Annotated in this window: 13 protein-coding genes; 6 read left to right on the top strand and 7 right to left on the bottom strand. The window is 72.2% G+C overall.

The window, feature by feature from the left end:
• Nucleotides 1–29 precede the first annotated feature (29 nt).
• Entirely contained in the window at nucleotides 30–1178 is a 1149-nt protein-coding gene (locus ACZ4O3_RS21515) for a serine hydrolase domain-containing protein (protein WP_467723619.1), read from the bottom strand.
• 55 nt (nucleotides 1179–1233) lie between these two features.
• Nucleotides 1234–1452, bottom strand: a complete 219-nt coding sequence (locus ACZ4O3_RS21510) for a hypothetical protein (protein WP_362716084.1) — start codon at nucleotides 1450–1452, stop codon at nucleotides 1234–1236.
• Nucleotides 1453–1741: 289 nt separating this feature from the next.
• On the opposite strand from ACZ4O3_RS21510, the gene ACZ4O3_RS21505 reads away from it, so the two are divergent.
• Complete coding sequence (locus tag ACZ4O3_RS21505) at nucleotides 1742–3997, top strand: ATP-binding SpoIIE family protein phosphatase (protein ID WP_467723618.1); 2256 nt, start codon at nucleotides 1742–1744, stop codon at nucleotides 3995–3997.
• 322 nt (nucleotides 3998–4319) lie between these two features.
• Here the strand turns inward: ACZ4O3_RS21505 and ACZ4O3_RS21500 are convergent, their stop codons facing one another.
• Entirely contained in the window at nucleotides 4320–5747 is a 1428-nt protein-coding gene (locus tag ACZ4O3_RS21500; RefSeq protein WP_467723616.1) for an MFS transporter, read from the bottom strand.
• Between the two features lie 101 nt (nucleotides 5748–5848).
• Here ACZ4O3_RS21500 and ACZ4O3_RS21495 point away from each other — a divergent pair, with 101 nt between their 5' ends.
• Together ACZ4O3_RS21495 and ACZ4O3_RS21490 are read left to right on the top strand one after the other, a co-directional pair.
• The gene (locus tag ACZ4O3_RS21495) at nucleotides 5849–6760 is read left to right on the top strand and encodes a helix-turn-helix transcriptional regulator (RefSeq protein ID WP_467723615.1); all 912 of its coding nucleotides are present in this window, start codon (nucleotides 5849–5851) and stop codon (nucleotides 6758–6760) included.
• A gap of 86 nt (nucleotides 6761–6846) precedes the next feature.
• Nucleotides 6847–7194, top strand: coding sequence for an SCO4225 family membrane protein (locus tag ACZ4O3_RS21490; RefSeq protein ID WP_362725561.1), 348 nt, complete (start codon nucleotides 6847–6849; stop codon nucleotides 7192–7194).
• 20 nt (nucleotides 7195–7214) lie between these two features.
• On the opposite strand, the gene ACZ4O3_RS21485 is transcribed toward ACZ4O3_RS21490, so the two are convergent.
• Nucleotides 7215–8666, bottom strand: a complete 1452-nt coding sequence (locus ACZ4O3_RS21485) for an MFS transporter (RefSeq protein ID WP_362725564.1) — start codon at nucleotides 8664–8666, stop codon at nucleotides 7215–7217.
• A gap of 131 nt (nucleotides 8667–8797) precedes the next feature.
• Between ACZ4O3_RS21485 and dusB the strand changes: the two genes are divergently transcribed.
• Complete coding sequence (gene dusB, locus ACZ4O3_RS21480) at nucleotides 8798–9940, top strand: tRNA dihydrouridine synthase DusB (protein WP_362725567.1); 1143 nt, start codon at nucleotides 8798–8800, stop codon at nucleotides 9938–9940.
• A 218-nt stretch (nucleotides 9941–10158) separates the two neighbouring features.
• Here the strand turns inward: dusB and ACZ4O3_RS21475 are convergent, their stop codons facing one another.
• The 3 genes from ACZ4O3_RS21475 to ACZ4O3_RS21465 form a co-directional block, all read right to left on the bottom strand.
• Nucleotides 10159–11730 carry a sulfatase-like hydrolase/transferase gene (locus ACZ4O3_RS21475; RefSeq protein ID WP_467723665.1) on the bottom strand — a complete coding sequence of 524 codons (1572 nt, stop codon included), beginning with the start codon at nucleotides 11728–11730 and terminating at the stop codon, nucleotides 10159–10161.
• Between the two features lie 776 nt (nucleotides 11731–12506).
• Complete coding sequence (locus ACZ4O3_RS21470; protein ID WP_384987823.1) at nucleotides 12507–14444, bottom strand: amylo-alpha-1,6-glucosidase; 1938 nt, start codon at nucleotides 14442–14444, stop codon at nucleotides 12507–12509.
• An 88-nt stretch (nucleotides 14445–14532) separates the two neighbouring features.
• Nucleotides 14533–15939: an MGH1-like glycoside hydrolase domain-containing protein gene (locus ACZ4O3_RS21465; protein WP_362728357.1), complete on the bottom strand. Its 1407-nt coding sequence runs from the start codon at nucleotides 15937–15939 to the stop codon at nucleotides 14533–14535.
• 120 nt (nucleotides 15940–16059) lie between these two features.
• On the opposite strand from ACZ4O3_RS21465, the gene ACZ4O3_RS21460 reads away from it, so the two are divergent.
• Entirely contained in the window at nucleotides 16060–17301 is a 1242-nt protein-coding gene (locus ACZ4O3_RS21460) for an ROK family protein (protein ID WP_467723612.1), read from the top strand.
• A 442-nt stretch (nucleotides 17302–17743) separates the two neighbouring features.
• The gene (gene ppdK, locus ACZ4O3_RS21455) at nucleotides 17744–20464 is read left to right on the top strand and encodes a pyruvate, phosphate dikinase (protein WP_362720111.1); all 2721 of its coding nucleotides are present in this window, start codon (nucleotides 17744–17746) and stop codon (nucleotides 20462–20464) included.
• Nucleotides 20465–20726: the final 262 nt, after the last annotated feature.

The raw sequence follows: 20726 nt of genomic DNA, 5'->3' as shown, positions 1-20726 counted from the left end.
CGGTGTCACCCGAATGCAGTAACGGGCGGCTAGGCGGTGACCCGCCAGAAGTCCCGCATCACCGCTTGCGGGGACGGGCCCGTCATGGCCGCCTGGGTCAGCAGGACCGTGACCGTGCCGGTGGCGGGGACCAGGTGCGCGGTGGTGCCGGTGCCGCCCACCCAGCCGTAGCGCCCGGGCACGTTCCACGGGTCGGCCGGGGTGACGTCGACCTGGCCGCCGTACCCCCAGCCCTGGCCCTCCAGGAAGAGGGAGGCGCGCTCGCGCTGGGCCGCCGTCAGATGGTTGGTGGTCATCCGGCTGACCGAGGTGGCGGACAGGAGCCGGCGGCCGCCCGGGGCGACGCCCGCGTTCAGCAGCAGCCGGGCGAACGCCAGCCAGTCGTCGGCCGTGGACACCAGGCCCCCGCCGCCGGAGGGGAAGCGCGGCACCCGGCTGTAGTCGCCGTCCGGGGTGTCCGTCAGACGCAGGGTGCCGTCCTCGGCGGGGGCGTAGGACGAGGTGAAGCGGTCCCGCTTCGAGACCGGCACCTCGAACGCCGTGTCCCGCATGCCCAGCGGCTCGAAGATCCGCTCCGCCAGGAAGCCGGGGAGGGTACGGCCCGACACCCGGGCGGCCAGGATGCCCTGCAGGGCGGACGAGGTGCCGTACAGCCAGGCCTCGCCCGGCTGGTGCAGCATCGGCACCTGGGCGAGCAGGCCCAGCCAGGTGTCCGGGTCCGGCCAGTCCTGGAAGGGGCGGCTGTGATCCTGCACCGCGAACAGTGCCTGCGCGGCCGGCAGCGTGAAGTCGTCGGGCAGGCCCCAGCCGGCCCGGAAACTGAGCAGGTCCTCCACGGTGACCGCGTGCTCGGCCGGCACGACGTCGTCGACGGGACTCGCGGGTGTCCGGACCACCATCGGCTTGGCCAGCTCCGGGAGCCACTCGGCCACCGGGTCGCCGAGCCCGATCCGCCCCTCGTCCACCAGCATCAGCAGCGCCGCGGCGGTGATCGGCTTGGTGATCGACGCGATCCGGAAGATCGACTCCCGGGTCATCGGCGCGGACCCCTCGGTGTCCAGGTCCCCGACGGTCACGACCTCGACGTCCGCACCCCGGGCGACCAGTCCGACGGCCCCGGGAACCGTGCCGCCCTCGACATGGCGGCGCAGGGTGGCATGCAGCGGTGACTCGCTCATCGGTGGTCCTTCCGTCGGGTGCGGTCGCGGGTACGACTCCCGCACCGGCGGAAACTCATCGGGAGGGCTCGGCTCCCGCGGGGTCCACGGTGGCCTGGTGGGCCTCGGCCAGGTGCTCCTCCGCCTTCAGCCAGGGCAGGAACTGCGCGCTCTGCCGCCAGCCGCAGGTGTCGCACCTGATCGTGCGCTGGATGCCGGTGCGCTGCACCCGGACCGTGTGTTCCCGCCCGTGCTGGTCCCACCTGCTGACCTTGCTCGAATCAAGCTGTGACATGACGCCTCCGAGTCGGTGCCCGATACCCCGTCCGGCACCTGTCGACGGGAGGAGTGTGCAGCATGACCAACATCAACAGGGATTTCTTCACAGCGAGTTGGCCAAGCCGTGTCCGGGCGGCCGCGTTCCGTCGCTGTACGGGCCGTTCCCGGTGTACATCGGGCGCCCTGTGCCAACCCGCGCACCACGAGCCCGACTTGGTGTACCGGCGGAAACCCTGGACACGGCATTGACCAAGGCTCAAGATGAGAGCGACCTTTGCTGAAGCGGCCACCGGCACGGAGAGGCGATGCTGCCGGATCCTCAACGTTTCCTCGCCGTATCAGGCCGCCGGATCGCCCGCGCCGAGGGCGCGGCCCAGGTCGTCAGGGAACTGTCCCTGTCGACCGTCCCGGACCTGGCGGACGGGGTGTTCGTCTACCTCGCCGAGCAACGGCAGGACCCGGACGGCCCGGTACGGCTGCTGCTGGACGGACTGCCGGCCGAACTCGGCGGCCTGATGGGCGGCGCGCCCCCGGCCGCCGCCCCGGTGCCGCCCGGCGGGGTGCTGGCCGGGGTCCTGCGGTGCGGCAGAGCGCGCGGCAGAGGGCAGGACGACGTCGAGGAGGCCTTGCGTGAGCTGCTCGGGAGCGCTCCCCGTCTCCCGCAGGGGAACAGGGTGCTGCTCGCCCCGCTGCGCGCGCCCGACGCCGTCGTGGGCCTGGCGGTTTTCCTGCGGCGCATGGACCGGGAGGACTTCGTGGCGGACGACATCGCCCTGGCCGACGCGCTGTCGGCACAGGCCGCCCTCGGCGTGAGCGAGGACACCGCCGCCCCGCAGGCCCGCCCCGCCGCCCCCAGGGCCCCGGACGAGGACCGGCTGCGCTACGTCGGCGCCGCCACCCGCCGGATCGCCCGCGGCTTCGACACCGACGAGATCGTGCTGGGTCTGTGCCGGGCCGCCGTACCGACGTACTCGGACGCGGCCCTCGTCTATCTGCGCGACCCGCTGCCGGTCGGCGACGAACGCCCCGCGGGACCCGCCGTGCTGCGGCTGCGCCGCACCGACCGGATCAAGGGCCCCGGCGCCGAGGGCCTGGTCTGGCCGGCCGAGGCCGTCGACGACGAGCAGGACGACCTGGACGCGGCCGACTGGAGCGAGGTGGTGCCCGGCGGCGCGCTCGCCGAGGTGCTGCGCGGAGTCCGGCCGGTGTTCGCCGACGACCGGGCGACCCGGGTCGCGCTCAGCGAACTCGTCGGCGAGGACAGCGCGTTGAACGGCTGGTCCGGCATGCACGCGATCCTCGCCCCGCTGCGCGGCCGCCGCCGGGTCACCGGCGCCGTGGTCTTCCTGCGCCGTCCGGAGCGCCCGGCGTTCGAACCCGCCGACCTCCTGGTCGCTGCCCAGCTGGCCACCCACACCGCGCTCGGCGTCGACAAGGCGGTCCTCTACAGCCGCGAGGCCTTCATCGCCGACCGGCTGCAGCGCGCGATGCTGCCGCACTCGCTGCCCCGGCCCACCGGCGTCCGGCTGGCCGTCCGCTATCTCCCCGCCGCCGAGACGGCCCGCGTCGGCGGCGACTGGTACGACGCGATCCCGCTGCCCGGCAGCCGGGTGGCCCTCGTCGTCGGCGACGTCATGGGGCACTCCATGACCTCGGCCGCCGTCATGGGCCAGCTGCGCACCACCGCGCTGACCCTGGCCGGCCTCGACCTGCCGCCGCAGGAGGTCCTCCACCACCTCGACGAGCAGGCCCAGCGCCTTGGCACCGACCGCATGGCGACCTGCCTGTACGTCGTCTACGACCCGGTCTCGCACCGCATCACCGTCGCCAACGCCGGCCATCCGCCGCCGATCCTGCTGCACCCCGGCGGCAAGACGGAGGTGCTCGCGGTGCCGCCCGGCGCCCCGATCGGCGTCGGCGGCATCGACTTCGAGGCGGTCGAACTGGACGCGCCCGCCGGGGCGACGCTGCTCCTCTACACCGACGGCCTGGTCGAGTCCCGGCTGCGCGACGTGTGGACCGGCATCGAGCAGCTGCGCGAACGGCTCGCCGCCACCGCCCAGCTGACCGGCCCCGACCGGCCGCCCCCGCTGGAGGCGCTGTGCGACGAGGTCCTCGACATGCTCGGGCCGGGCGACCGGGACGACGACATCGCGCTGCTCGCCGCCCGCTTCGACGGCATCGCGCCGAGCGACGTGGCCTACTGGACCCTCGAACCGGAGGTCGGCAGTCCCGGCCGGGCCCGCCGCCTGACCCGGCAGGCCCTGGCCGGCTGGGGCCTGGAGGAACTCAGCGACACGGCCGAGCTGCTGGTCAGCGAGATCGTCACCAACGCGGTACGGCACGCCTCCCGCCCGATCAGTCTGCGCCTGCTGCGCACCGACGTGCTGCGCTGCGAGGTCGGCGACGACGTGCCGCAACTGCCCAGACTGCGCCGGGCATCACCCGAGGAGGAGAACGGCCGCGGCCTGTTCCTGGTGAACCGCCTGGCCCGCCGCTGGGGCACCACCCGGCTGGGCACCGGCAAGATCGTCTGGTTCGAACTGACCAGCACCCCCTGAAGCGCCCCGCAGCCGCCCCGGCAGGCCTGGTAGGGGCGCGGGGAACTGCGCGAACGCCCACGATGGCCCCGCAGCCGCCCCGGCAGGCCCGGTAGGGACGCGGGGAACTGCGCGAACGCCCACGATGGCGCCGCAGCCGCCCCCGGCACGCCCGGTAGGTAGGGGCGCGGGGAACTGCGCGAACGCCCACCACGGCGCCGCAGCCGCCCCCGCACGGCCGGTAGGTAGGGGCGTGGGGAACTGCGCGAACGCCCACCACGGCGCCGCAGCCGGGCGACGGGCCGGGCACGGCACGGCGTCCGCGCCCACGCGGCCGGCGCCCTCAGCGCACCGTCCGGGGCAGCCGCAGGCTGAGCAGACCGGTGAGGACCACCAGACCCAACTGCACCAGCAGCGTGACGATCAGGGCGTCCCGGACCCCCTGATGCGGGACCAGGGAGAGGAACAGGGTGCCCAGCGTGGCCACGCCCAGCGCCAGCGCGGACTGCTGGGTGGTGACCATCACCCCGCTGCCGACACCGGCCCGCCCGGCCGGCACCTCCGACATCACGAGCCGCAGCACGTTGGGAAGCTGGAGCGCCTGACCGGCCCCGGCGACCGCGACCCCGGGAAGCAGCCCGCCGAAGTCCAGGTGCGGCCAGTCCCGCCAGGCGGCCAGGGCGATGAGGGCGATGCCGATCCCCTGGATCACCGATCCCGCCGACACCACCCGGCTGCCGTACCGCGCGATCAGCCGCGGCCCGGCCAGTGACACGAACAGGAAGGCGACGGCCATCGGCGCGAGCGCCAGCCCGGCCGGGACCGGGTCCATGTGCTCCCCGCTCTGCAGGGCCACGGCGATCACGAACATGAACCCGCTGAAGCCGATGGAGAACGGCACCATCAGCACCAGACCGCGGCGCAGCGAGGCGAGCGCGAACAGACTAGGCGGGACCAGCGGGGTACGGCCGGCCCGGTCGGCGCGGCGCTCCACGGTGTAGAAGGCGACGGCCACCCCGGGGAACGCGGCCAGCGACAGCCAGGTCCACAGCGGCCAGCCCGCCGCCCGGCCCTCGGTGAGTGGGGCGAGCAGGGTGAGCAGGGAGAGGGCGAGCAGCACGGTGCCCGGTCCGTCGACGGGTTCGGGCCGCTGCGACCGCGTCTCCGGCACGAACCGCGCCCCGAGCACCAGCCCGACGACCACGACCGGCACGTTGACGAGGAACACGGAGCGCCACCCGGTGCCCGCGATGTCCGCGGCGACCAGCACCCCGCCGAGTATCTGCCCGGCGACCATCGAGAGACCGGCGGTGGCACCGTACAGGCTCATGGCCCGGGCGCGACGGCCGCCGCTGGTGGCGGCCTGGATGGTGGCGAGGACCTGCGGGAGCATCGCGGCCGCGGCGGCGCCCTGGGCGACCCGGGCGGCCACCAGCGACCAGGCGCCGGGCGCCAGTCCGCAGGCCAGCGAGGTCAGCCCGAAGGCGGCCATGCCGGCGAGGAAGAGCCGGCGGCGGCCGAACAGGTCGCCGAGCCGGCCGCCGAGCACCAGCAGCACGGCGTAGGCGACGCCGTACCCGGCGACGACGAGTTCGAGGAGGGCCTCGCTCGCGTGCAGGTCGGTTCCGATGGTGGGCAGGGCGACGTTGACGATGAAGAAGTCGACGAGGGGCAGGGCCGCGGCCAGCAGGACGGTGAACAGTCCGGGCCCGCCGAGCGCGGACGGCGCGGACGGCGACCGTACGGCCGGAGTGGTGACGGTTTCGGTCATGGCCATGAGCCTGCGCCGGCGCTCAGACGGGTACCAGAGTCTTCTTGTCCTGGTAGCAGAAGTACCTGGCAACAGGATCCGCGGCGCGGCAGGCTGGAGTCATGACAACCTCGGCCCGTGAGACGGTTCGTACGACGGCGGCGGATTCCAGGGACTCGGCGGCCCGCAGCGCCGTCGGTGTCCGGCGCAGCGAACTGGCCGTGTTCCTGCGCAGCCGCCGGGAGCGGATCACCCCGGAGCAGGTGGGCCTGCCGCACGGCGCCCGCCGCCGCACGCCCGGCCTGCGCCGCGAGGAGGTCGCGCACCTCTCCGCGGTCGGTGTGACCTGGTACACCTGGCTGGAGCAGGCCCGGGACATCCAGGTCTCCGTGCAGGTCCTGGACGCCCTCGCGCGCACCCTCCTGCTCGACGGCAGCGAGCGCGCCCACCTCTTCCAGCTGGCCGGTGCCGCCGATCCGAGCCCGGCCGCGTACTGCACGGGCGTCACCCCGGCACTGCACCAGATGCTGCGCGCCCTGGAGCCGTTCCCGGCCAGCATCCAGAACAGCCGCTACGACATCCTCGCCTACAACCGCACCTACGCCCGTCTGATGGGCGACCTCGAAGCGGTCCCGCCCGAGGACCGCAACTGCATGATCCTCGTCTACACCAACCCCGAGTGGTGCCGCTCGATCGTGCACCTGGAGGAGACCCGCCGTCTGATGGCCGCGAAGCTCCGTGCCTCGATGGCCGGGCATCTGACCGAGCCCGCCTGGAAGATGCTGGTGAAGCGGCTGACCGCGGAGTCCCCCGAGTTCCGCGCGAACTGGGAGCGCTACGAGGTGGTGGACCCGCGCACCAGGACCAAGCAGTTCCTCAACCCGTACGTCGGTTTCCTCTCCCTGGACCACACGGACCTGTGGCTGACCCGCGAGACCGGGGCGCGCCTGGTGACCTACACGCCGACGGACGACGAGTCCCGGGAACGGCTGGAGAAGCTCCACGCGCTGGCCGCCTCCGACCGGCAGGGCTGAGTACGGGTACTCAGGACAGCGCGCCGCCGTCGGCACACCATGCAGGGAGGAAGAGGAACCGACAACCGGCCCCGGGGGGACGTCCGATGACAACCGGCCCTGCGCGCACCCTTGTCCGACTGACCGTCGCCAACCGTGTCTCGGTGGCCTACCTCGCGGTGGTCGCCGTCGTCGTCGCCAAGGCCACCGCGGACTCCCTCGCCGCCGCGGACGGCCCTGCCCACGACTTCGCCTGGCTCTGGCCGCCCCTGGTCACCTTCCCCGCGTACCCGCTCGTCGCGGCGCTGGGCCGGACGGCTTCGGGTGCGGCGGAGCCGCCGACCTGGTCCTTCGTCGCCGTGCTCGTCATATCGGCGTTACTGCAGTCCCTGGTCCTGGGCAGCCTCGGGCAGGCGGTCCGCAGCCGCCACCAGCGCATGCTCGGCTCCTGCTGACCCCGCCGGTGGCGCGGGCGTCACACCCGCTCGCCGGCCCCCACGACCTGGCGTATCTCCGCCGACTCCAGGCGCCGCGCCGCGCGCTCGGCCGTCGCCCTGGCCCAGCTGCCGTTCGTCAGGGCGCCGATGGTGAGGACGGCGAGGCCGCAGGCGGCGAGGATCCACCAGCCGGGGCGGGCGGCGGTCACGAAGGTCTGGCGGTACGACGACGAGCCGATCCCCGACGCGAGGACCGCGCCGATCACCGCCACGCCCAGGGTCTGGCCCAGCTGCCTGCTGGTGGAGGCGACCGCGGCCGCCACACCCGCCTGGGACCTCGGCATACCGGAGACGGCCGTGTTGGTGATCGGCGCGTTCACGAAGCCGAAGCCGATGCCGAACAGCACGTAACCGAGGAACAGGCTGGTGTTGGAGGTCTCCGCCTCGAAGGCCGCGAACAGCACCGCGCTCGCGGTCATCGCGACCCCGGCGATCACCAGCGGCAGCCGCGGACCCCGGCTGCCGACCAGGCGGCCGGCGAACGGGGCGCACAGGAACATCGGGACGGCCATCGGCAGCATCCACAGGCCGGCGTGCAGGGCGTCCAGGCCGCGCACGTTCTGCAGGTACAGCGTGGACAGGAACAGGAAGCCGCCCAGCGAAGCGAACGCGCTGATCGCGATCACGGTGGCCCCGCTGAACGGCGCCGAGCGGAAGAACCGCAGGTCGATCAGGGGTTCGGCGCGCCTCGGCTCGAACCAGAGCAGGCCGGCCAGAGCGGCGAGGGCCACCACCGCGAAGGGCACCACCGTGGCGGCGCTCGCCGTCGGGGCCTCGATGATCGAGTACGTCAGCGCGCCGAACAGGGCGATGACCAGCACCTGCCCGACCGGGTCGGGCCGGCGGGCCTTCGGCGCCCGGGACTCCGGCACGAAGCGCAGCGTCAGCAGCAGTGCGGCCAGGCCCACCGGGAGGTTGACCCAGAAGATCGCGCGCCAACCGACGGACTCCACCAGCAGGCCGCCGATCAGCGGTCCGGCGGCCATGGATATGCCGATCACCGCACCCCACACGCCGATCGCCCGGGCCCGCTCGCGCGGGTCGGTGAAGGTGTTGGTGATGATCGACATGGCCACCGGGTTGAGCATCGAGCCGCCCACCGCCTGGACCATGCGGAACGCGATCAGTGATTCGAGGTTCGGCGCCAGCGAGCAGAGCAGCGAGCCCAGTGAGAAGACGACCAGGCCCGTCATGAAGACCTTCTTGCGGCCGACCCGGTCGCCGGTCGACCCGGCGAGCATCAGCAGCGAGGCCAGGACCAGGGTGTAGGCGTCGATGGTCCACTGCAGGCCGGCGGTCGAGGCGTGCAGTTCGCGCTGCATGGACGGCAGGCCGACATTGAGGGCGGTCGTGTCGAGACTCACGATCAGCAGGCTCATGCAGCAGATCGCGAGAACGAGCATGCGGCGGCGGGAGGTCAGCTCGGGCATGCGTGCCATCCTACGCCGACTTCGATAGTGCGTCTAACTAATGAGTGATACTGGATCATGACGGAGAGTGCGGGAGGCGCGGTTGTCCACAGGCCGGCCGAGCACCGCGCGACGTACGGGACAATGGGGGAATGCCCGAGCCCACGACCCCGCTCCAGATCGGCCCGCACACCGTCGGGCCGCCGGTCGTCCTGGCCCCCATGGCCGGGATCACCAACGCACCCTTCCGTACCCTGTGCCGAGAGTTCGCCGGGGGCAAGGGGCTGTTCGTCAGCGAGATGATCACGACCCGGGCGCTGGTCGAGCGCAACGAGAAGACCATGCAGCTGATCCGCTTCGACGCGAGCGAGCAGCCGCGCTCGATCCAGCTGTACGGCGTGGACCCGGCCACCGTCGGCAAGGCCGTCCGCATGATCGCGGAGGAGGGTCTGGCCGATCACATAGACCTGAACTTCGGCTGCCCGGTCCCGAAGGTGACCCGCAAGGGCGGCGGCTCGGCCCTCCCCTACAAGCGCAACCTGCTCCGCTCGATCCTCCGCGAGGCGGTCTCCGGCGCCGGTGACCTCCCTGTCACCATGAAGATGCGCAAGGGCATCGACGACGACCACATCACCTACCTCGACGCCGGCCGCATCGCCGTCGAGGAGGGCGTCACCTCGATCGCGCTGCACGGCCGCACCGCCGCCCAGCACTACGGCGGCACCGCCGACTGGGAGGCCGTCGCCCGCCTCAAGGAGCACGTCCCGGAGATCCCGGTCCTCGGCAACGGCGACATCTGGTCGGCCGGGGACGCGCTCAGGATGGTCCGGGAGACGGGCTGCGACGGAGTCGTGGTCGGACGCGGCTGCCTGGGCCGGCCGTGGCTGTTCGCGGACCTGGTCGCAGCCTTCGAGGGCCGCCACGAGGACATCGCGCGCCCGTCCCTGCGCCAGGTCGCCGAGGTCATGGTCCGGCACGCCACGCTGCTCGGCGAGTGGGCCGGCGACGAGTCCAAGGGAGTCGTCGACTTCCGCAAGCACGTCGCCTGGTACCTCAAGGGCTTCGCGGTCGGCAGTGAGATGCGCAAGCGGCTGGCCGTCACCTCCTCGCTGGCCGGACTCCGCGCGGGCCTGGACGAACTGGACCTCGACCAGCCCTGGCCGACGGGCGCCGACGGGCCCCGGGGCCGTACGTCCGGCAACAACCGGGTGGTACTGCCGGACGGCTGGCTGAAGGACCCCTACGACTGCGCCGGCATCGGCGAGGACGCGGAACTGGACACCTCCGGCGGCTGAGCCCGCAGCAGCTCGGCCGGGTGCGGGAAGCTGTACGGGAAGGGGCGGCTGCCTGCTGAACCGCGACACGGGCGAACCGGGCCCGGTAGCGGTACTCCCTGGGTGAAGCCGACGCCCGCGACCGCTTCGACGAGGCCCGCCAGGGTTCCACGCGGTGCCTGGAGGTGTTCGTCGAAGTGGCGTGGGCGGCGACGGGGACGGCCTGAGCGTCAGTGGCGTCAGTTCGCCTTCGGGTGCGGGGTGGAGCCGTAGGCGGTCAGGAACTTGTCGCGGAACGCGCTCATCTTCCACACCGGGGCGTTGTGCGCCGGGCGCAGGCCGTCGGTCCAGTTCCAGGAGTCGATCGCGTCCAGCACCTTCGGGTCCTTGGCGACGATCGAGACCGGCACGTCACGGCTGGCGTGGTTGCCGCTGACCCGGGCGATGGGCTGGTGGTCGCCGAGGAAGACGAGGACCGTGTTCTCGTTGCCGTAGCGCTGCAGCCACTGGGTGAGCGCGGTCACCGAGTACTGGACCGACTTGCCGTACTCCTGACGGGACTTGGTGGTGTCGGCGATGACGTCGGACGCCTTGTTGCCGGCCTTCTGGATGGCGTCGAAGACCGAACCGTCGCCCAGCTGGTCCCACGGCACCATCTTCGGGATCGGAGCCCACGGCTGGTGGCTGGAGGTCAGGATCAAAAGCGACATCCGTGACTTGCCGTCGGCCGGCTGCTTGCTGTGCACCCGCTCCTGGAACTGCTGGAGCGCGTACTGGTCGGGCATCGTCGACCAGCTGAACTTGGGTCCCTGGTAGCCGAGCTGGAAGGCGTTGTAGACCTTGTCGAGGCCGTAGTAGCTCTGCTCGGGCCAGCCCTTCTGGATGCCCGGCATCACGCCGACCGTGTCGAAGTCGCCGGTCTTCTGGAAGGCCTTGGTGATGCTGAGGTGGTCGCTGGCCATGACGGTCCGGTAGCGCTGCTGGTTGCTCACCCACAGCCCCGACATGGTCGTGGAGTGCCCGAGCCAGCTGCTGCCGCCGTAGGTCGCCGACGTCAGCCATCCGCTCTTCGCGGCGAACCCGGCCTTGGCGAGGGCCTTGGTCTGGGCGTCGAGCGTGCTGTCGACCCCGGGCGCCTCGATCGGGTCCTCGACGGCGCTACGGCCGTAGCTCTCGATGAACGTGAAGATCATGTCCTTGCCGCGCAGGGCCGGCACCAGCTGGTCGGCCGGGGTGTTCCCGAAGGCGTCCACCTTGGCGACCTTCCGGAACTCCGCCTCGTCGTGCAGGGTGTCCCGCACCTGCCGGGCCTTGATCTCCAGCGCGTTCGCGGTGCGGTCGGAGGCGACCGGCACACCGCCGGCGATCTGGAGGCCGAAGGAGGAGCAGGTGATCCAGACGACACCGGCGATCAGCGTGCCCCGGGTGGCCCGCCGCGGATGCCGGGCCAGCAGATTGCTCAGCCGTACCGTCGCCAGGGCGAGCAGCACGATCAGCAGCAGTACGAGGACGACGGCGCCGACACTGAGGGCGACCGTCGCCGCCTTGCCCAGGGTGTCCTCCAGGTACGACTCCGCGTCGCCGAGCAGGCTCCAGTCCAGGATGGCGTTGAAGCTCCGGCCGAGGTACTCGGTGAACCCCATGTCGAGGAAGTTGATCAGGGTCAGCGCGCCGAGCACGGTGCCGAACACCGCGGCCAGCACGATCCGGGGCCGCCGGGGCAGCGCCAGGGCGACGGCGGCGGCGATGATCCCCTCGGACGGCAGCCGCAGGAACTTCGCCGGGCCGAGTCCGACGAGGGTGTTCGGCATCACCAGCGCGGCGATCACGAGTGCGGCGCAGAGGACGGTGATACCGGCGGACAGCGCGGAGGCGGCGCCGGGGTGAGCCGCCCGCCAGGCCGCCCGCCGCGCACCGACCCGCCCGCTCCAGGAGGCCCAGCCGCGCCGACGGGAACCGGCGGGAGCGCCGGCGGCATCCGCGGCGGAGCCGGCTTCGGAGGCGGGGTCCTCGGACGCGGGGGCCTCGGACTCGGCGGATTCGGACGCTGCGGCGGCCGGGGCGGATTCGGGCTCGGCGGACTCGGCGTCGGTCGGTTCGCCGTCGGCCGAGTCGGCGGCGGGCGCGGTCGGCTCGGCCTCGGGGTCGGCGGGCTCGGACGCCGGCTCGGCGGACTCCGGCTCCGGCTCCGGCTCGGCAGACTCGGATTCGGGCTCGGCCGACTCCGCCGACGCCGATGCCGACGCCGACTCGGGCTCGGGTTCGGGTTCGGGTTCGGGTTCGGGTTCGGTGTCAGCGGATTCGGCGACGGACGCCGGTGCGGGCTCGGGGGCGGATTCCGTGGCCGCGGACTCCTCCGGCGCGACCGCGCGTTCGGACGGCTCCGAGGCCGTGTCCGATGACTGGCGAATGCTCGTGTGCTGCGGCAACCCGGAGGTCCTTCCGTGCGAGACCCGTGAAACGGAAACGGCGGACCACTGCCGGGGAGACCCCGGGCCCGCCGCCTTCCCGTACGGCCCACACAAGCCCCCTGTTCAGGTCTTTCGGCAAACAGGGGGCAAACACAGCGCACCTACGGGGTACGGGACTAAGCCCCGCCCACCGCGGTCAGCAGCGCCAGGGGCGCCGCGGCCGACCGGGACTCCCGCACGCACGCGTGCGGATACGGTACCGGCTCCGGATGCGTGTCCCTCCCGTACCCGGCCAGCACCTCCGGCAGCCGGTGCCCGCCGGCCGTCGCCGCGTCCACCAGCCCGTGCGCCACGGCCCGGGCCTCGTCGTGCAGCCCGTACCGCGCCAGCCCCAGCGCGATCAGCGCGTTGTCGTGCGGCCACACCGATCCCCGGTGGTACGACAGCGGGTGGTACGCCGCCTGCCCCGCAGCCAGCGTCCGCACCCCCCACCCCGAGAAGAAGTCCGGCTGCAGCAACCGCCGTCCGACCTCCTCCCCGTACTCCTTGTCGAGCAGCCCGGACCACAGCAGATGCCCGGCGTCCGAGGCGAGCGCGTCGACCTGCCGGCCCTCGCCGTCCAGGGCCAGCGCGGGGAAGGCGGACGCGTGCATCCAGAAGTCGCGCTGGAACCGGTCCCGCAGATCGGCCGCGGCCTGTTCGAGCAGCGCCGCGTAGGTCTCGTCGGCCCATGCCGTCCGTGCCACCCACGCCGTCCGGCGCAGCGCGTCGTACGCGTATCCCTGCGCCCCGGCCGCCATCACGGTCCCCACCGGCCGGCTGCCGTCGGCGGAGCAGATCGCGCCGGGGGAGTCCTTCCAGTTCTGGTTGGCGAGGCCGCCCTTGTCCGCGCGGTAGACGAGATAGCCGCGTGAGGTCAGCCCGCCGTGGTCGAGCATCCAGCCGACGGCCGCGCGCGCGTTGCGTTCCAGACGCCGGGCCATGCCGGTGTCCCCGGTCCGCTCCACATACGCGCCGAGCAGGACCAGGAAGAGCGGGGTGGCGTCGACGGAGCCGTAGTAACGGCCGTACGGCACCTGCCCGAAGTGCGCCAGCTCCCCGTGCCGTACCTCGTGGACGATCTTCCCGGGCTGGGCCACGGGGTGCGCGCCCGCCTCGGTGGCCTGGGTGGCGGCGAGGGCCGGGAGGGTGGCCGCGGCCAGCCGGGGGCGGTACGGGAGCGCGAAGAGGGAGGTGATCAGGGCGTCCCGGCCGAGCAGGGTGAGGAACCAGGGGGCGCCGGCGGCGGGGACCTTGAGCTCCTCGCCGTCCGGGCCGGTGGCCGGCACCTGCAGCGCGGCGAGGTCGGACAGGCCGCGGGCGCAGGCCGCCGCCAGCTCCGGCCAGCCGGTCGGGAAGGCCACGCCTTCGACGAACTCCCCTTCCAGAGACAGGAGTTGTTCGTTGAGGGCGGCCGGGTCACGGGGGACGCGCAGTGCCCGCCGGTCGCCGTGCGGGCGCCCGATGACCCGCAGCACCAGTTCGGCCGTGCCGTGCGGGGGGAGTTCCAGCGTCCACACCATGCGCCGGGCGCCGGTCCCGGTCTCCTCGACGCCGTCGGGCGCCGGTTCGGCGGTGATCGTCGTACAGGACCGCCATTCGCCCCGGCGGTAGCCGAACTCCATCCCGTCGTCGAGGATCTGGCGGGAGCGTACGGCGCCCGGCTTGGGGTAGGTGCGGTGGTCGGCGCGGAGTTCGAACTGGTCGGTGAAGTCGGCGTCGGCGGTGATCGCGAGCCGGATGGTGGTCGGCACCGGACGGTTGCTGGTGACCCGCAGGGCCTCGGCGAACGCTCCGTCGCCGACGGCCTGTTCGCGGAAGAGGGTGTGCGCGGGCGGTTCCTGGCGGCCGCCGCGCGGAACCAGGACGCACCGGGTGCTGTCCCCGTCGGAGACCGGGGTGAGCACCTCGGGCAGCGCCCCGTCGACCGTCAGCTGCCAGCGGCTGAGGTGCCGGGCGTCCCGTACGAATAACCCGTCCGGGGAGCCGCCGCCCCGGACGCCGCTGATGTCCCCGCGGTCGTCCACGGCGGCGAACGTCGCGCCGTGCACGAGCAGATGATGCCGGTCCGTCATCCCCGGTCCCCTCCTTTGTTCCACAGGCCGAACGTGCGGTGTCTGCCGAAGACACCCCGTTTTGTCAGCTCTTGTCCATCTTTTGAAGCTAGTGGTGCTTCTGGCCTTCGTGGCGCGGTGCGTGCCGCCGGTGGTGCAGATCGATCGCGAGCGCCGCCGTCCAGCTGAACCCCGTCGCGCCGCACGCCTCGCCCGTGTACGGGTCGACGTACTCGGCGAACCCGGTCGCGTCGGCGGTCCGCAGGACCGCCTCTCCGAGGGCGTCCGCCCGTTCCCGCTCGCCGTGTTCGCGCAGCCCCCGTTCCAGCAGCCAGCCGGTGTTGGCCCAGGCCGGGCCCCGCCAGTACCGGTGCGGGTCGAAGGCCGTGCCGAGCAGGTCGTAGCTGGGGACCAGCCGGGTGCCGGTGGCGAAGTGCGGGCCGCTCAGCGTCCGGACGAGCGCGGCGGCGATCTCGCGCGGCAACTCCGGAAGGATCAGCGGGATCAGGCCCGAGATCCCGCGCTCGGGGATCGGTCCGCCCCGCAGGTCCCGGCAGAGGAAGATCTCCCGCTCCGGATCCCACAACCGGTCCACCAGGGCCGCCGTCAGCCGCTCGGCGCGCGCGTGCCGGGCCGTCCCGGTGGCCCCCAACTCCTGCGCGATGCACGCGAGGGCGTGCTCGGAGGCGATGAGCAGGGCGTTGAACGCCGGGTCCTCGACGGCGAACTCCCGCTGCCGGTCCACGTACTCGGCGTCCCGGTACTGGGTCGCCAGCCGCACGTACCGCCCGTAGTCCAGATCCGTCGGCCGGTCCTCGGCGGCGCCGTGGTCCAGGTCGGCGCGGTGGAACGAGCGTGCCGGAGCGGGTGCGACACGGGCCAGCGGGGCGTCCCAGCAGGGGCTGTTGTCCATACCCTGTTCCCAGGGGTGCACGACGGACGCGAGACCGCCCCCGCCGAGATCCCGCCGGTGCAGCAGATAGCGGTGCCAGGCGGCGAGCCGGGGGTAGGCGGTCGCCAGGAAGCCGCGCGCCCGGGACAGGCCGGGATCGGCGCGGTGCACCAGCCAGGCCGCCAGCGCGTGCACCGGCGGCTGCACGATTCCGGAGGTCTGTACGGTGCGCGGGGCGCCCGCGGCACGGCCCGCGGTCGAGGAACGCCAGAAGTCGGGGCTCGGGAAGTACGCGTCGAGGGGCACGGAGGGGTTGAACACGATGTGCGGGATCCGCCCGTCCGCCCACTGGGCGGACAGCAGCGTCTCCAGCTCGGTCTGCGCGCGCAGCGGCGACAGGTGCCTCAGGCCGATCGCGATGAAGGCCGAGTCCCAGGACCACTGGTGCGGGTACAGACTCCGGGAGGGGACGGTCGAAACACCGGTCCAGTTGTCGGCGAGCACGCGTGCCGCCCTGACGTGCAGGGATCCTGGGCCGGCGGTACCGGGGGCGCGTGTGGCCGGCGGATCGTATGCGATCCCGGAACCGAGCGCATGGGCAGTGAGCTGGGCAGTGCGATCCACTCGGGGCTCCCCGAAGACGTCCGGCCGGCCGGGTTTGGCGGTGGCTACCGTAGGGTTACGTCTATTTAACACGCAAAACTCAATATGTAATGCAAGCTTGAGAAACACAAGGGGGTGCGCATGACCGGACGTCCCGTCAGGACCGGTACGACCGTCAGGACCGGCAAGGGCGGCGGACAGGCGAGCTCGGGCGAACTCCTGGAGCTGGTGCGCAGCGGGCGGGCCGTGACCCGCGGCGCCCTCCAGCAGGCCACCGGACTCTCCCGCGCGACCGTCGGCCTGCGCCTGGACCGGCTGTTCCGTGCCGGCTGGCTGCGCGAGGGCGCCGGCGGCCCGGTCGACTCCCCGCTCGGCGGCCGCCCCTCCATCACCCTCGAATTCGACGACTCGCACGCCGTGGTCCTGGCCGCCGACCTCGAGACCCGGCACGCCAGGGCCGCCGTCCTCTCCCTGACCGGCGAGATCCTGGCCGAACACGCCGGCACGCTGGTGATCCAGGACGGCCCGGACGCCGTGCTCACCGAACTCGGCCGCTGGTTCGGCGAGCTGCTGGAGAAGGCCGGCCACGAAGCGGCGGAGGTGTGCGGGATCGGCCTCGCGGTACCGGGTCCGGTGGAGAGCGGGAGCGGCCGGGTCGTCCAGCCGCCGATGATGCCGGGGTGGGACGGCTACGACATACGCGGCCGCATGGCCAGGGCGTTCACCGAGCACACCGGGGCGCCGCCGGGGGTCCCGGTCCTGGTGGACAACGACGCGAACCTGATGGCCTACGGGGAACAGCGCACCGGACACCCCGACTGCTCGGCGTTCGTCCTGGTGAAGGTCTCGACGGGTATCGGCGCCGGGGTGGTGGTCGACGGCTCGATCTACCGGGGCATCGACGGCGGCGCCGGGGACATCGGTCATATCCGGGTGGGCGCCGAGGCGCGGTGCCGCTGTGGTTCCTACGGCTGCCTCGCCGCCGTGGCGAGCGGCGGCGCGGTGGCGAGGCGGCTGGCGGAGACCGGGGTTCCGGCGGCCTCGGGCTCGGATGTGCGCGATCTGCTCGCCTCCGGCCATCCGGAGGCGGCGGCACTGGCCAGGGAGGCCGGCCGCCGGGTCGGGGACGTCCTGGCGACGGTCGTGACCCTGCTGAATCCGGGCGTGCTGATGATCGCGGGGGACCTGGCGGGCACGTCGTTCCTCACCGGCGTGCGGGAGCTGCTGTACCAGCGGGCGCTGCCCCGCTCCACCGCCCATCTGGACGTCGTGACCTCGCGGCTGGGGGACCGGGCGGGGGTGATCGGCGCCGGGGCGCTGGTCGTGGAGCACCTGTACACGCCGGAACGGGTGGAGGAGCGGCTCCTCGCGCTCGGGATGTGAGGCGGCCGCCGCCGGTGGGATGACGGCGGGGTTTCCGTCCGTTTGCGGCGTCCGTTCCATGTCCGCATGGTGAAATCCCGGCGCCTGTGACAGCGTGATTCTCGCCACCCTTGATAAGGGTTGCGCTCAGATGAGCGGATCATGAGCGGCTGCACTTCTCCAAGGGGTGGCACTGGGTGCCACCCCTTGATCGTTCATCGATCGAAATCAGGCGTGCGACTGCCCCGCTCATCTGAGCGAATTAGTGCCGCCTTGAGCGGTCATGCGTTCAAGAAGTGAAAACATGATCTCGTCTCCGCTTGCCAAGCTTTGACTTTCGATCCGGTGGCGGACGATCGGTTACGGGCGCATGACACACGAGCAGACGTACCCAGGCGCCTTCGATCTGGGTATGTTCCTCGCCGTCAGGGCAGCCACCGCGTCCTTCAGGGAGTCGAGACCCGTGTCGGAAAACAAAGAACCCCACGTAGCGAAGTTCGTTTACGACTTCACCGAGGGAAACAAGGACCTCAAGGACCTCCTGGGTGGCAAGGGCGCGAACCTCGCCGAGATGACCAACCTCGGGCTGCCCGTTCCCCCCGGCTTCACGATCACGACGGAAGCCTGCAAGGTCTACCTGGACAGCGGCGAGGAACCGGCGGCACTGCGTGACGAGGTGAGTGCGCACCTCGACGCGCTGGAGCAGCGGATGGGCAAGAAGCTCGGCCAGGCCGACGACCCGCTCCTGGTCTCGGTCCGCTCCGGCGCGAAGTTCTCCATGCCGGGCATGATGGACACGGTCCTGAACATCGGTCTCTCCGACAAGTCCGTGCAGGGCCTGGCCAAGCAGGCCGGTGACGACCGCTTCGCGTGGGACTCCTACCGCCGCCTCATCCAGATGTTCGGCAAGACCGTCCTCGGCGTCGACGGCGAGCTCTTCGAGGAGGCCCTCGACGGGGCCAAGGACGCCAAGAAGGTCACCGTCGACACGGAACTGGAGGCGGCCGACCTCAAGAAGCTGGTCACCAGGTTCAAGAAGATCGTCAAGTCGGAGGCCGGCCGGGACTTCCCGCAGGACCCGCGCGAGCAGATGGACCTCGCCATCCGCGCGGTCTTCGACTCCTGGAACACCGACCGCGCCAAGCTCTACCGCCGCCAGGAGCGCATCCCCGGCGACCTCGGCACCGCGGTCAACGTCTGCTCGATGGTCTTCGGCAACCTGGGCCCCGACTCGGGCACCGGCGTCGCCTTCACCCGTGACCCCGCCTCGGGCCACCAGGGCGTCTACGGCGACTACCTCCAGAACGCCCAGGGCGAGGACGTGGTGGCGGGCATCCGCAACACGGTCGCCCTGGCCGAGCTGGAGACCATCGACAAGAAGTCGTACGACCAGCTGATGCAGATCATGGAGACGCTGGAGAACCACTACAAGGACCTCTGCGACATCGAGTTCACCATCGAGCGCGGCCGGCTGTGGATGCTCCAGACCCGCGTCGGCAAGCGCACCGCGGGCGCCGCCTTCCGCATCGCGACCCAGCTGGTGGACCAGGGCCTGATCGACGAGACGGAGGCCCTGCAGCGCGTCACCGGTGCCCAGCTCGCGCAGCTGATGTTCCCCCGCTTCGACGAGCAGGCCAAGGCGCAGCAGGCCGGCCGGGGCATCGCGGCCTCGCCGGGCGCGGCGGTCGGCAAGGCGGTCTTCGACTCGTACACGGCGGTCAAGTGGTCCCGCTCCGGCGAGAAGGTCATCCTGGTCCGCCGCGAGACCAACCCCGACGACCTCGACGGCATGATCGCGGCGGAGGGCATCCTGACCTCCCGCGGCGGCAAGACCTCCCACGCGGCCGTGGTCGCCCGCGGCATGGGCAAGACCTGTGTCTGCGGCGCGGAGGAGCTGGAGGTCGACACCAAGCGCCGCCGGATGACGGTCCCCGGCGGTCACGTCGTCGAGGAAGGCGACGTCATCTCCATCGACGGCTCCTCGGGCAAGGTCTACCTGGGCGAGGTCCCGGTCGTGCCCTCCCCGGTCGTCGAGTACTTCGAGGGCCGGATGCACGCGGGTGCCCAGGACGCCGGCGAACTCGTCGAAGCGGTGCACCGGATCATGGCCTTCGCGGACCGCAAGCGCCGGCTGCGGGTGCGCGCCAACGCCGACAACGCCGAGGACGCGCTGCGCGCCCGCCGCTTCGGCGCCCAGGGCATCGGCCTGTGCCGCACCGAGCACATGTTCCTCGGCGACCGCCGTGAACTGGTGGAACGCCTGATCCTGGCGGACACGGAGGAAGACCGCGAGGAGTCGCTCAAGGCTCTCCTCCCCCTCCAGAAGAAGGACTTCGTAGAGCTCTTCTCGGCGATGGACGGCCTCCCGGTCACCGTCCGCCTCCTCGACCCGCCGCTCCACGAGTTCCTCCCGGACATCACGGAGCTCTCGGTCCGGGTGGCGCTCGCCGAGTCCCGTCAGGAGCCGCACGAGAACGAACTCCGACTCCTCCAGGCCGTCCACCGCCTGCACGAGCAGAACCCGATGCTGGGCCTGCGCGGCGTACGCCTCGGCCTGGTCATCCCCGGCCTGTTCACCATGCAGGTCCGCGCCATCGCCGAGGCCGCGGCCGAACGCAGGAGCGCCAAGGGCGACCCGCGCGCCGAGATCATGATCCCGCTGGTCGGCACGGTCCAGGAACTGGAGATCGTCCGCGAGGAGGCCGACCAGGTCATCGCGGAGGTGGAGGCGGCCACCGGCACCAGCCTCAAGCTGTCGATCGGCACGATGATCGAACTCCCCCGGGCCGCCCTGACGGCCGGTCAGATCGCGGAAGCGGCCGAGTTCTTCTCCTTCGGCACCAACGACCTCACCCAGACCGTCTGGGGCTTCAGCCGCGACGACGTCGAAGCCTCCTTCTTCACCGCGTACCTGGAGAAGGGCATCTTCGGCGTCTCCCCCTTCGAGACGATCGACAGGGACGGCGTCGGTTCCCTGGTGGCGGCGGCGGCCCAGGCCGGCCGCGCGACCCGCCCGGACCTGAAGCTGGGCGTCTGCGGCGAGCACGGCGGCGACCCGGAGTCCGTCCACTTCTTCCACGAGGTGGGCCTGGACTACGTCTCCTGCTCCCCGTTCCGCATCCCGGTGGCCCGCCTGGAGGCGGGCCGGGCGGCGACCCAGTCGGCGGGCAGCGACCACCGCTGATGAACCCCGGGTCCGTCGTCCGTCCCCGACCCTCAAGACCGATGGACGACGGCCCCGGCACGCAAGAGAGGGGCGGCACCCTGTGCGGGGGTGCCGCCCCTTGGGCCATCATCTGCGGGGTCTGTCAAGACAAGCCGCTGACCAGGCTAAATGACGTTTACTGACGTTGGTTTCCGTTGAACTGGTGTAACCCTGTTGTGCCCTCGTTGCACCCTCTGGGTGCGGCTGAGTCTCGTCAGGCGTCGGCATCACAGAGGCCCCG

The organism is Streptomyces sp. NPDC026515 (genome assembly GCF_055567595.1).
The sequence above is the reverse complement of the archived record's forward strand: the minus strand, read 5'-3'. Positions and strand labels throughout refer to the sequence as shown.

Bases quoted from the DNA above. Each gene is read 5' to 3' on its own strand.
- ACZ4O3_RS21460 (WP_467723612.1), top strand. From the start codon at position 16,060: ATGACCGGACGTCCCGTCAGGACCGGTACGACCGTCAGGACCGGCAAG.
- ACZ4O3_RS21510 (WP_362716084.1), bottom strand. From the start codon at position 1,452: ATGTCACAGCTTGATTCGAGCAAGGTCAGCAGGTGGGACCAGCACGGG.
- ACZ4O3_RS21515 (WP_467723619.1), bottom strand. From the start codon at position 1,178: ATGAGCGAGTCACCGCTGCATGCCACCCTGCGCCGCCATGTCGAGGGC.
- ACZ4O3_RS21485 (WP_362725564.1), bottom strand. From the start codon at position 8,666: ATGCCCGAGCTGACCTCCCGCCGCCGCATGCTCGTTCTCGCGATCTGC.
- ACZ4O3_RS21495 (WP_467723615.1), top strand. From the start codon at position 5,849: ATGACAACCTCGGCCCGTGAGACGGTTCGTACGACGGCGGCGGATTCC.
- ACZ4O3_RS21470 (WP_384987823.1), bottom strand. From the start codon at position 14,444: ATGACGGACCGGCATCATCTGCTCGTGCACGGCGCGACGTTCGCCGCC.
- ACZ4O3_RS21475 (WP_467723665.1), bottom strand. From the start codon at position 11,730: ATGCCGAACACCCTCGTCGGACTCGGCCCGGCGAAGTTCCTGCGGCTG.
- ACZ4O3_RS21500 (WP_467723616.1), bottom strand. From the start codon at position 5,747: ATGACCGAAACCGTCACCACTCCGGCCGTACGGTCGCCGTCCGCGCCG.
- dusB (WP_362725567.1), top strand. From the start codon at position 8,798: ATGCCCGAGCCCACGACCCCGCTCCAGATCGGCCCGCACACCGTCGGG.
- ACZ4O3_RS21490 (WP_362725561.1), top strand. From the start codon at position 6,847: ATGACAACCGGCCCTGCGCGCACCCTTGTCCGACTGACCGTCGCCAAC.
- ACZ4O3_RS21505 (WP_467723618.1), top strand. From the start codon at position 1,742: ATGCTGCCGGATCCTCAACGTTTCCTCGCCGTATCAGGCCGCCGGATC.